General features: G+C 53.7%; 7 protein-coding genes. 4 read left to right on the forward strand and 3 right to left on the reverse strand.

Annotated elements, in window-relative coordinates; all coding sequences use genetic code 11:
• Positions 1 to 404: 404 nt before the first annotated feature.
• The 4 genes from ABEA92_RS29800 to ABEA92_RS29815 all read left to right on the forward strand — a co-directional run bounded on the left by ABEA92_RS29800 (position 405) and on the right by ABEA92_RS29815 (position 6,809).
• Positions 405 to 1,904 carry a sulfatase gene (locus tag ABEA92_RS29800; protein ID WP_345689256.1) on the forward strand — a complete coding sequence of 500 codons (1,500 nt, stop codon included), beginning with the start codon at positions 405 to 407 and terminating at the stop codon, positions 1,902 to 1,904.
• Positions 1,905 to 2,041: 137 nt separating this feature from the next.
• Positions 2,042 to 3,292 carry an FG-GAP repeat domain-containing protein gene (locus ABEA92_RS29805; protein WP_345689258.1) on the forward strand — a complete coding sequence of 417 codons (1,251 nt, stop codon included), beginning with the start codon at positions 2,042 to 2,044 and terminating at the stop codon, positions 3,290 to 3,292.
• A 158-nt stretch (positions 3,293 to 3,450) separates the two neighbouring features.
• Positions 3,451 to 5,319, forward strand: coding sequence for an endo-1,4-beta-xylanase (locus ABEA92_RS29810; protein ID WP_345689260.1), 1,869 nt, complete (start codon positions 3,451 to 3,453; stop codon positions 5,317 to 5,319).
• A 59-nt stretch (positions 5,320 to 5,378) separates the two neighbouring features.
• Positions 5,379 to 6,809, forward strand: a complete 1,431-nt coding sequence (locus ABEA92_RS29815) for a sulfatase family protein (RefSeq protein WP_345689262.1) — start codon at positions 5,379 to 5,381, stop codon at positions 6,807 to 6,809.
• A gap of 19 nt (positions 6,810 to 6,828) precedes the next feature.
• Here the strand turns inward: ABEA92_RS29815 and ABEA92_RS29820 are convergent, their stop codons facing one another.
• The 3 genes from ABEA92_RS29820 to ABEA92_RS29830 form a co-directional block, all read right to left on the reverse strand.
• Complete coding sequence (locus tag ABEA92_RS29820; RefSeq protein ID WP_345689264.1) at positions 6,829 to 8,292, reverse strand: DUF1501 domain-containing protein; 1,464 nt, start codon at positions 8,290 to 8,292, stop codon at positions 6,829 to 6,831.
• 3 nt (positions 8,293 to 8,295) lie between these two features.
• The gene (locus ABEA92_RS29825; protein ID WP_345689309.1) at positions 8,296 to 10,746 is read right to left on the reverse strand and encodes a DUF1553 domain-containing protein; all 2,451 of its coding nucleotides are present in this window, start codon (positions 10,744 to 10,746) and stop codon (positions 8,296 to 8,298) included.
• Between the two features lie 395 nt (positions 10,747 to 11,141).
• Positions 11,142 to 12,878: a sulfatase gene (locus tag ABEA92_RS29830; protein ID WP_345689265.1), complete on the reverse strand. Its 1,737-nt coding sequence runs from the start codon at positions 12,876 to 12,878 to the stop codon at positions 11,142 to 11,144.
• Positions 12,879 to 12,929 lie beyond the last annotated feature (51 nt).

Consider the following 12,929-nt stretch of genomic DNA (forward strand, 5'->3'; position numbering starts at 1 on the left):
CACGTCACCTAAACACAAATAATCCACAAGCCGATATTTAAGGCCTTGTCCATAAGAGCCATCGCTATCGGTCTGCCCGCACCCAGCAAATTACCGGATGCCGTTTTCGGAGCAGCGTAGCTACGAAACGCGAATAGCGTCATTTCTAGCCTGAAAATGCTTCACGGCGTTGGGCAGGAGTCTGGGGACGAGCGTTTTTCGGTGGCAATTACCGAGAAGTGTCAAAAAATCCCGCAAATTTCAGCGGTGAAGTCGGGATAACAACAGAGATTGTAGCCGCATGACATTGCGATGATCTGATTCGCGGCTAGCCCGCGATTGGCGTGGCGAAAATGCGGTTGTCGCTGGCCTCTCGCCAGGTGCGAACGCAGCCATGATCACTTACTCTAACCGCAAGTATCTGCATGATCCCCAAGTTCATTTTTCCCCGTCGCGTCAATGTATTTTTGATCCTGTTGGCGTTGATCGTTTTGCCCGTGTTCGCGCAGGCCGAGGAACACCAAGCATCCGCCGACGCGAAGAACGTGCTGATTTTCTTCATCGATGATCTGCGTCCCGAACTTGGTTGCTACGACGTCGATTCGATTCAGAGCCCTTCGATCGATACGTTAGCGTCCGAAGGGGTGTTGTTCGAACGAGCGTATTGCCAGCAGGCGCTTTGTGCACCTTCGCGCATCAGCATGATGACCGGACAGTACCCAGATCACACCGGAATCGTGGATCTGTTCACGCCGCTACGCAAGGTGAACAAGACCGCGATGACGTTGCCGCTGTACTTCCAGCAGCGTGGATACGTGACCGCTTCCTTTGGAAAGGTGTACCACCACTTGCGTGATGACAAAACGTCTTGGTCGGAGATTCCGGAACCGCCCAGTGAAAAGTATGCCGATCCCGAGACGTTGGCGGCGATCGCGAGGCGTGTGAAGGATGCCAAAACGCAGAAGCTCGATGTCGATCAAACGCGTCTTGCGGCCAACGGGCCTCCGACGGAATGTTTCGTTACTGCAGACGAAGGCTATCGCGATGGCATCGTTGCCAAACAGGCGATCGCATCGCTGCGAAAGAACAAAGACAAGCCGTTTTTTATGTGTGTCGGATTTGCTAAGCCGCATCTGCCATTCGCGGCCCCCAAACGCTACTGGGATCTTTATGAGCGAGAGCAGTTCATGGTGCCAAGTCGCCAGCGACCCGAAGGATCACCGGATCTCGCGTTCACGATCTGGGGCGAATTACGCGGATATCACGGAATTCCGCAGCAAGGGGAACTGTCGGACGAGATGACTCGCGAGCTGATGCACGGCTACGCCGCCTCGGTCAGCTTTGCGGACGCACAGGTCGGCAAAGTGATGGCGGAACTCGATCGACTCAAACTTCGTGATGACACGATCGTCGTGTTGTGGGGCGACCACGGCTACAAACTTGGCGACTACGGGCTGTGGTGCAAACACACAAATTTTGAACTGGACGCGCACGTGCCGCTGATTATTTCCGCTCCGGGGCACACGCGTGGTCAACGCACCAAAGCTCTCGTAGAGATTGTTGACCTCTTTCCCACGGTGGCATCGATGACCGGTGGCGAAGTCCCCAAGTCGTGCGATGGCAAAAGCCTGCAGCCACTGTTGCAAGACCCAAACCAGAGTTTCAAGCCGTTCGCTCTGACCCAGTACCCGCGTGGTTCAACGATGGGATACAGCCTGCGAAATGATCGCTACCGATACACCGAATGGATCCAGGCCGGCACGAAACGCGTGGTCGCGCGGGAATTGTACGATCATCAGGACACGAGTACACCGGACCGAAATCTAGCAGCGTCGGCTGAGCAGAGCAAACGAATCTCACGCTTGGCCGAACAGCTCAATGCGGCGCGACGCATTGAAACCACCCACGTCAAAATGAAGAAGTAAAATACTCTGATGCAAAGCTGCAATCTGTTCGAGTTTTGTTTGCCGGTGTGGCGGCTCTTGTCTGGCTGTGGCACGGTGTCGTACGTTTTTCATGATTTCCAATGGACCGCTTCGCTCTTTTTATTGTCACACCGAACATGAACGCCATGTTGAAACACTGCACACTCTTGATTGCGATCCTGCTGTGCGGCGCCGCGGGGGCCGACGAGCCCTGGCAGCAGTACGCAGGTAAGGCTGGTCCAGATGGGTGGCGCTGCCATGTGATCCAGCCCGATCCGGCCGACCATGGACCCGATGGAATCAATTTCCATGATTGGGATGGAGACGGCGATGTCGACGTATTCGTCAATTACGAAGAAGGGAAGTTCAGCCGACTTTACTTTAATCCCGGTGCCGAGGAGTGTCGTGAACGTTGGACTGATTGGATCGAGTTCAAGCATGGGCAGTGCGAAGATTCATCGATCGGCGATTTGGATAACGACGGAGACATCGACTATGTCGCCAATGGGGGCTGGGTGTACTTCAATCCTGGACAAGCCTCGGTTCGCGATACATCATCCTGGCTGAAGATGACTCTGTTCAATCACGAACAACGCGTCCCGTTGGTGATCGACGTTGATCGCGATGGACTCAATGATCTCGTGGTCGGCGCGCAAACGTGGTTCAAGCAACCAGCCGAGGGCAAGCACGATGCGAAGAACTGGAGCAAACAGTCGCTCGGAAGTGTAAAGTGGCCGATGAACTGCATCCCGCACGACATGGACGGCGACGGATTTGCCGACTTAATCGTCCCCGACCGGCGACGCGAGATCTTTTGGTACCGTCATCCTGGACTAGACAGGATCGCACAACCGTGGCCGCGAAAGACACTCCATCCTCATAAGTCGATGTTCATTGCGATCGGGGATATCAACGGTGACGACCAAGCCGATATTGCAATCGCCGGTGGCGAAGAGGGTTCCCCACAATGGTCACACAAGCTGACCGTGTTGCTACGCACCAACCAAACCGGAGACCCGACCTACCATGAGATCATTTTGGATCAACCATGTGGCAATTTCCCAAAGGGAGTCGCGATCGTCGATCTTACTGGGGGCTCGAAAACAAAACAGATTGTGATCACGCCAAAACAAGGCGACCTTTGGACTGCGAATTATGAAGGGGACCCGATGATCAAAGGCAACTGGATGACGCAAGCGTTAGTGACGCCCGGTGCAAAGACACGAAAGAAGATGGACAACGTTTATGTCGCAGACATCGATGGCGACGGAGACCAGGATATTGCAACGACCGAAGAGAACGGTGGTTGGGGAGTCATTTGGTTTGAGAACCCATCGGTTGCTAACGATCAATTGTCCGCTGCCTACCCGTCAATTCTGCTCCGCTGACGACCCGCGCGGAAACGATTAAATCGTCCACGTAAAAACACATCAATATCAAACACCCGTTAATCAAAACTATGTTCAACAGACTCGGCGTCCCGCGGCAAACAAGAAATCTCAAGTCGGCCCTGCAAAAACGATCCAGGCTACTCGCCCACCGAGGCATGCAGATCATCATTGCAGTCGCACTGCTAGGATTGATCACCGGCGATGCCGTCGCGGTTCAACCATCGGTTCTTGATCCTCCCGCGGGTGGTCAAAGCGTGCTCACGTTTTCGCAAGACGAGGAATATGTGTTCGCGTCGCAGACGGTCAAAGCCGATGCCAAGTGGATCGAGATTCATGACCAACCATTCGAGGACGTGTTTCGCATCGAATCGGACACGCGTTTCAGTGATCGGGCCAACATGCAACTTGACATTCCACTAACCCATCCCGTTCGCAAAGGAGACGTTGTTCTCGTTTCCTACTGGATCCGGCGTCCCAATGCGAGTGGACAGCCGAACCATGTTTACTTGTCGATTGGAAACTCGTCTGGTGAACCTAAATACAAAAACAAATTGTCTGCATATCGCGATTGGGAACAACACGTACGTTCATTTGTGGCACCGCGTCCCATGAATCCCGGTGTCGATCGCGTTCGGTTTGACCTGGGCGAGGCTGGCACGATCATTGAGATTGCCGATCTTCGTCTGATCGACTACGGCCCCGATCGCGACATCGCGACGCTGCCGAAGTCCACGATCATGTATCAGGGTCGCGAACAGAATGCCGCGTGGCGAACGTCGGCTTTGGAACGCATCGATCGCATCCGCAAAGGTGAGCTTGCGATCGAAGTGGTCGACGCGAATGGAAATCCTGTTCCCGGCGTACGGGTTCGAGCTGCGATGCAAAAGCATGCGTTCGGGTTTGGCAACGCCGTCAATTCCGAAGTGCTCGGTGCCCCCAAAAGTGACTTTCCGATCAATCCGAAGAAACAAATCATTGTTGATTGGGAAGAAGCACAAAAGTACCGCGAGGTCGTCAAGAAGTACTTTGATCGCGTCACCTTTGAATCCGAGCTCCGACCCCACGTATGGAAGGGACTCAACGGCAAAAGCGTCGAGGCACGCCGAAAGCATGACATTTTTTTCAATAAGACACTGCCTTGGTTGATCGAAAACAACATCAACGTGCGAGGGCACTATGTCGCCTGGGCTCCGATGGATTTCAATGCGATTGAAAAGGAATTTGTTGGTGATCCGAAGGCTCATCGCGAGTGGCTGTGGACGCACATGAAGGACGTGCTTCCGGCCACGTCCGAATTTGTCACCGAGTGGGACACGATCAATCACATTATCGGTTGGGGAAAACACACCTACGAAAAGGAGTATGGCGGGCCAGAGATCTACGCCGAAATCATGGCCGAAGCCCGACGATTGGCACCCAATGCGACCCACGCCATCAATGAAGGGAAAATTCTTCCGGATGGTTACAAACGTGAACCCTATAAGCACATCATTCGCTTTCTGAACGAACAGGGCCAGCCAGCGGATATTGTCGGGTTCATGGCGCACTTTGATTCCACCACGCTGACACCGCCCGAAGAGTTATTGCAAGTCTATGACGAATTCGCCGAAATTGCACCGCGTCTGCAGCTTAGTGAGTTTGACGTCGATGCCGGGGATGACGAACAATTGCAGGCCGACTATTTTCGTGACGTGATGATTGCAACGTTTAGTCATCCTAATTTTGAAGCGATCGTGCAGTGGGGGTTTTGGGAGAAGATGCACTGGAAGCCTGCTGCAGCCCTGTGGCGTGCAGATTGGACGATCAAGCCGGCGGGCGAGGTGTTCGTCGATTTGGTTGCGAATCAGTGGTGGACTGACGAAGTGAGCCAAACCGACAACGATGGCAAGAGCCAGCTACGCGGTTTTTTGGGAGACTATGAGATCACGGTCGAGAAAGATGGAGTGACCAAGAAAGTCAACGCAACACTCACCGCGGATGGGACTGCAGTGCAAGTACATCTTCCATCGCCCTCAAAACCCTAGTCCACTGGCGGCTGCATCAAATTTAATTTCGAGCTTTCCTTCAATCCCGTGTATTTCCAATGACCAAGAAAACCTTTGCCCTGATCGCGTGTCTGGCCCTTGCCGCATTCCAAATGTTCGACATCAACCGAGTCGATGGGGCGAACGAGCAGGCGAGCGAACGGGCGAACGAGCAGGCGAATGAGGGCCGCTCCGATGCATCGCCGATGAATGTCCTAATTCTGTATGCCGATGATTGGCGGCATGACACATTGGGAGTCGCTGGCAATCCGGTCGTCAAGACGCCGAACCTTGATCAGCTCGCGAGCCAGGGGGTGCGATTCACTCAGAATTGCGTCACCACCTCGATTTGTGGAGTCAGCCGCGCGTCGTTGTTCACGGGACAATGGATGTCGCGACATGGCAACCTGTCATTTAAACCGTGGAAGACCGATTGGTCCGAAACGTATCCGGGGTTGCTGCGTGAGAACGGCTATTACGTTGGGCACGTCGGAAAATGGCACAACGGGAAACTTCCGGCCGAACGTTTTGACTTCAGCCGCTCCTACTATGGAACCCACTGGATCACCAAGCCCGACGGTTCAAAGATCCACGTGACCCAGAAGAACGAAAATGACGCGATGGATTTCCTGAACAGTCGGCCTGCCGACAAACCGTTCTGTCTGACCGTTGCGTTTTTCGCCACGCACGCCGAGGACTCTCACCCTCAGCAGTTCCTGCCACAACCCGAAAGCATGCCGTTGTATCAGGACATCACGATTCCAGTGCCAGTCAATGCGACCCAAGAGTCGTTTGAACGGTTGCCGGACTTCGTGGGCAATGAAAAGAATGAGGGACGCAACCGTTGGCATTGGCGTTTTGATACTCCGGAAAAGTATCAGACGATGATGAAGAACTACTATCGATTGGCCACCGAGGTCGATACGGCGTGCGGCCGAATTTTGAATGAACTGAAGAAACAGAGAGTTGCTGAGAACACGCTGGTGATCTTTACGACTGACAATGGTTATTACCATGCCGAACACGGCTTGGCGGACAAATGGTACCCACACCAGGAAAGTATTCGCGTTCCATTGATCATCCGTGATCCGCGTATGCCTCAGCAAGCAGTCGGACAAACCAACGATGAATTCACGCTCAATGTCGATCTTGCTCCGACCATCCTTGCTGCTGCCGGGATCAAGGCTCCTGAAACGATGCAAGGAACGGACATCGCGCCGCTGTATCTTTCCAAGTCAAAGCCCGCGTGGCGTGACGAGTTCTTCTACGAACATCCAATGCTGCGGAGCACCGATTTCATCCCGGCTTCGGAAGCATTGGTTCGCAAGGATTGGAAGTATTTTTATTGGCCAGAATTTGACCGCGAGCAATTGTTCAATCTGAAGAACGATCCGATCGAAGAGAACGATCTCGCCGCCAACCCAGAACATGCGGCCCAGCTGAGCGAGATGCGAGCACGATTTGCCGAACTCAAGGCGGCCGCCCAATAATCTACAATCGAGTAACGTTCTACGCGATGATTTCCTTGACCACGCGGCTCGGCTCGACGCCGGTCAACTTTTGGTCGAGTCCTTGAAATGGGAAAGTCAGACGTTTGTGATCCACGCCCAGCAGATGCAGCATGGTTGCATGTAGGTCACGAACATGGACGCCATCGGAAACGACGTTGTAGCTGAAGTCATCGGTGACGCCGTGACGCATACCGCCTTTGACGCCACCGCCAGCCAGCAAAGCGGTGAAACAGCGTGGGTGGTGATCGCGGCCATAGGTTTCCGGATCCAGCTCGCCTTGGCAGTAAACGGTTCGTCCGAACTCACCCGCAAACACGACAAGAGTATCGTCGAGCAATCCGTGCTGTTCTAAGTCACGTAGCAACGCCGTCGTCGGCTGATCGACGTCCTGGCATTGTCCGCGAAGGTTAATGGGCAATCGGGTATGGTGATCCCAACCGCGATGGAACAGTTGGATGAAACGCACATCACGTTCGGCCATCCGCCGTGCCAACAAACAATTTCGTGCGTAGGAACCGGGATTGCTAACCTCTGGCCCATACATCGCCAACGTTTCCTGTGTCTCGTCGGAGATGTCGGTCAGTTCGGGAACCGACGTTTGCATTCGGAACGCCATTTCTTGCTGTGCGATGGTGGTTTCAATTTCGGGATCTCCGATCTCAGCAAAGTGCTTTTGATTCAGTTGCCCCAATGAATCGAGCATTCGTCGCCGGATTCCTGCATCGACACCGGTTGGATTGGAAAGAAACAAGACCGGATCGCCGGTCGTCTGAAAACTCGTCCCTTGATGTTTCGATGGCAAGAAGCCGCTGCCCCAAAGTCGTGCGTACAGAGCTTGTACGTTGACCTTGCCACTCCAATAAGCCGACGGCATCACGACGTAGTCCGGCAGGTCTTTGTTAAGCGAGCCGAGTCCGTAGCTAAGCCATGCTCCCATGCTGGGTTTGCCGGGGATCTCTGAACCGGTGCAGAACGACGTCTTGCCGGGGTCATGATTGATCGCGTCGGTATTCATCGAATCAATAAAACACAACTTGTCGACCTGAGTGGACAAGTGCGGCAGCAATTCACTCATCCACAATCCGCTTTCGCCTTTTCGCGAGAATTTGAAAGGGCTGGGCATGATCAATTGTTCTTTGCCCTTGGTCATCGCGGTCACGCGTTGCCCCATGCTGACCGAGGGGGGCAGCGGTTTGTTGAATTGCTTTTTAAGTCCCGGCTTGGGGTCGAACAAATCGATTTGACTTGGCGCACCGGCCATGAACAAAAAGATGACCCGTTTTGCCTTGGGGGCAAAATGGCAACCGGGCGGAACATTCGCAGTGGAATTGGCCGTTGCAGCCGTGGCGAGGCGAGGTTGGCCCAAAAGCGATGCCATCGCGGCGGTACCCAGTCCCATTCCTGCATTGGTCAGGAACCGACGACGATTGCCCAGCGTTTCCAAGTTGTCGGAAAGGTGCATCGTTTAGTCCTTGGTTTTGGTGATGTCGAGGTTGTACAGCGTGTTGCAAATGACGGTCCAGGCAGCCAGTTCCGCCTTCGCTTTCGCAGTGTCGAGAGTCAGATCGCGACAAAGGTCGTTCGCCAAATCAGGATGTTGCTGATAGTAATGTGTCAAATCAATCAACAAGTTTTCGATGATCTCACGCTCTTGCTCGTCGGGCAGTTTTGCGGTGACCGTTTCCCAAGCAAACTGCAGCCGCTGTTTGCGCGGTTCGGCAAGCGTTGTCTGCGCCAAGTGACGTGCGGCCAGCAAATATTCGCTTTCATTCAGTAGCAACAATGCTTGCGACGGTGTGTTGGTCCGCTCACGCCGCGCGATACAGGCATCGCGAATGGGAGCGTTTAGAATCGTCATTTGCGGTGGCGGCATCGCTCGTTTCCAGAACGTGTAGATGCTGCGACGATAGATCGACTCGCCGGAATCGGGTACATATCGCTCACCCGTCATCGAAACGGCCTCCCACAATCCATCGGGCTGGGGTGGTTTCACACTCGGACCATGCATCTTGGTGGACAGCAAACCGCTGGTCATCAAAATTTGGTCGCGGATCATCTCCGCATCCAAACGATAACGAGGTCCGCGGGCCAATAGCCGATTTTCGGGGTCAGCCTTGAACTGCTCGGGTGAGCCATGCGAGGCTTGCCGGTAGGTCTTCGACATCGCGATTTGTTTGACAAGGGCCTTTACGTCCCATCCCGATTTGACGAACGAGACCGCCAATTCGTCAAGCAACTCAGGATGACTCGGCACCTCGCCCTGATTGCCAAAGTCTTCCGACGTCTTGACCAGACCGACACCGAAGAACGATTGCCAGAAACGATTGACGGCGACGCGAGCGGTAAGCGGGTTCTCGGGAGCCACGAACCATTCCGCCAAATCCATTCGGGAAGCGACTTGCGACGATTTCTTTAGCGGCGGCAAGAACCCGGGAACGTCTCGATCGACTTTTTCGCCGGGAGCATCGTACTGTCCTCGAATCAGAACAAAGGTCTCTCGGACGTCTTCGCGTTCCTTCATCACCATGACCTTTTCCACCGATCGCTCGATGGCATCGCGTTGAAGGTTCAGCTCTTTGATTCTTTTTTCTAATACAGTTTGCTCTTTCTTTAGCTTGGCCAGAGCGCCGTCTTCCTGCTTGCCGTCTTCCGGCTTGGCGGGTTCATCAGCGTTCGGCTCTATACCGACTGCGTTTTCCCTGTTTTTTGCGTCTAAGGATGCTTTGCTTTTCGTTTGCATGGCCATCGATTCAATGGAGGCCGTCAATCGCTGAAGCTGATCGTTAGACTGGGCAAGTTGAGCGTCCAAGCGGTCCAATTCCCTTTGCTGTTCTTTGGTGGGAAAACGAACAATCGGTTCCTGCAATCCTGCGACGGTTTTTCGTGGGTTGGTCTCGGGGTCCGCGTCGATGTTGTTAAAGAAACCGTACAGCGCGAAAAAATCCTTTTGCGTGATCGGGTCAAACTTGTGGTCATGGCACTGGGCACATTGCACCGTCAGCCCCATGAATGCGGTTCCAACCGAGGTGACACGATCTAAGACGTTTTTTACATGGCTTTCTTCGGGCAGCGCGGTGCCTCGGTCGATAATCAGATGCAATCGGTGGAATCCAGAAGCGATCCACTGATCCTTGCTCGGTTCTGGGTACAGGTCGCCAGCTAATTGGTAGCGAAGGAAATCGTCATAGCGAAGGTTTTCGTTGAACGCTCGGATGACCCAATCACGATAGGCGACGTGGTTGCGATAGAAATCCTTGTGCATCCCGTTGGTGTCGGCAAAGCGGACTAGATCCAACCAATAGCGAGCCATGTGTTCGCCAAATTGCGGGCGAGCGATCAAATCGTCGACAAGTTGCTCCCAAGCGATCTCGGGAGATTTCCTGTACGCTTCGGCAAAATGACGGACCTCGTCGCGCGAGGGCGGTAATCCAGTCAAATCGAATGTGACGCGGCGAACCAGCGTGCGTGGATCGGCCTCTTCGGCAGGCGACAAGCCATTTGCTTCGAGTTTGCGAAGCACAAACAGGTCGATCGGTTGCTCGCTCCAATGCTTGTCTTTGACGACTGGCGTCTTCGGTCTTTGAGGCGGCGCAAATGCCCAAAAATCTTCGTAGTTGGCACCCGATTCGATCCAGGCACGAATGAGTTGCTGTTCCTTCTTCGAAAACGGCTTTAGATGCGAGTCCGCTGGTGGCATTCGCATCGACTCATCGTCCGTGGTGATCCGGTTCCATAGTTCGCTATCGTCGATCGATCCGGGTTCAATCGCGATGCCGATTGCCCCTTCGTCGCCATGTGCTTGATCCAACCGTAGGCCTGCTTCGCGAGACTCGGGATCAGGACCGTGGCAGGCGAAACATCGTGACGAAAGCAACGGACGGATGTCTTGATTGAACGAGACATCCGCGGTTGGCATCGCTGCCATCTCGCCGTCATTATTCGTTTCCGCTGCACTCGCGCCCGGGAGCACAGCGATCGCAGCGGTAAGTAGCAACAACGGCCAAACGATTGGCCAATTCCACAGCGAGTTTTCACCGACACGTACGTTTTTGGCGAAAGTGGCATGCGAAAGCTCTTGCTCACTGCCTGCTTGATCATCGGTCAATTCAAATCCCCGGCTGAATGTTGGACGTTTGGCCATGAATCGGATCTCCTGGCTGGGCAGTCTGGCACATTCCAGCCCACTGTCAACATTTTGTGAACAACTCTATCCATTCCCGCTACCGCACAAATTTTTTGCGAGAATTCCATAATATAGTTTTCTTGCGACAAAAAAGGCGATTTCATCTATGGATACGCATCGCATTGAAGCTATTTCGATGTTTTGACCGCAGCGGGAATCAGCTTGAACCTCGGATCGTCTTCGATTGTGCGAATCGCTCGATCGTCGCCCAAGTACTTGCGTCGTAGGTCCACAAACGGTCGTTCGCGAGCCTCCTTGGATGGATCGTAATCGGGATTGATGGCCGGTGTGTATTTCACGTCGACGTTCGTATCAATCCAATCATTCAATTGCACGAATAACTCTCGAGCCTTCTCAGGCATTGCCGCGGACAATTCGTTCTGCTCGTAGGGGTCCTTCGCAATATTGTACAGCCGCAGCGCACCGGACCAATCGAAAATCAATTTCCAATCCCCTCTGCGGATGGCGGACGAAGGAGCCGACGGTAATCCATCTTCGGGATTTTTGACGATCACGTTCAGAGGATAGTGCTGATAGAAGGTATCGCGAGTGTATCCACGTTTCGCATTGGCGGGGTCGTCAAGTAGCGGAGCGATAGTGCATCCATCGATTCCGCCCGGTTGGATATGTTTGGAAAGATCATAGCCAGCCAAATCCAAGACCGTCGGAAAGATGTCGTTGCAATCGACCGGAACATTGCACCAGCGGTTGCCGTCGACGTGACCTTTCCAGCGAATCACCAGAGGCACGCGAATGCCGCCTTCGAAATGCGTCCCTTTGCCTCCCTTGAACGGAGCGTTGTTGGTCGCGAGCGGATCGGTGTACATCACTCCGCCGTTGTCACTCATGAAGACAACCAAGGTGTTTTCGTCCAGCCCGGTTGCTTCAAGCGTATCGAGAATCCGACCGACCGAGACATCCAATCGTTTTAGCATCGCCGCATAGATGGCATTGTCATGTCCGTTCCAACCGCGTGTCGCTTTGTTTTCAAAGTGGGCGACATCGTCGGCACGTCCTTGAAACGGAGTGTGAACCGCAAAGTGACAGAAGTGCAGAAAGAAGGGCTTGCCGTTTGTCGCTTGCGAATCGGCTTGATGACGCAAGTAATTGATTGCATGCTCGGTCAATTCATCGGTGAGGTATTCTTGCCCAAGGTTTCCGCCCGATTTCCCACGCAACAATTTCGCTTGCGGTGTCTTGGGGTGCAGTTTTTGTCCGCTATCCCAAATGCCTCGCCAATTGAAGTAGGGCGATCCACCTTCGTCGAGATACGAGATTTCTTCAAAACCTTGATCTGACGGTTGCCAGCCCTGCGATCCATGACCACCGACATGCCATTTACCGATAAAAGCAGCGTCATGTTCGGGCATCGCTTCGGCGATCGTTGTTTCATCTTGTCCATTGTCCGACGGTTGGCCTGACGCCAGTGCATCGCGGGTAGTGCCGTTGAGCAACGCTTGTTGAATGTCGATTTTGTCTTCCCAGACCAACGCGTCCTGAGCAACGTAACCTTGCGGTGGCTCGATCGCTTGGTTGTAGAATGTTCGCACGTTACCACCGACTGCGGTGGTGAATCCGGTGCGTGCTGCGTATTTGCCTGTCAATAGACTAGCCCGTGCCGGTGAACACAGATGGCAAGCGTACGCCTGCGAGAACGCAAGTCCTTCCTTGGTCAATCGATCCAGGTTCGGCGTTTCGTAGTACATTTGCGAAGGATCGGTCCCCGTGAACTTTGTCGCGTAGGCATTCACATCGACGATGCCTAAATCGTCTGCGAGGATGATGATCACATTGGGTTTTGCGGCATCGAGCGGAGAAGTCAACGCAAAGCTAAGACAGAAGAAGAAAACGGAAAATCGATTCATTGGGAGGACTGTGGTGAGAGTGATGTTGCAGGCGATGGAATAGGTGATTCG

The organism is Novipirellula caenicola (genome assembly GCF_039545035.1).
Lineage (GTDB): Bacteria > Planctomycetota > Planctomycetia > Pirellulales > Pirellulaceae > Novipirellula > Novipirellula caenicola.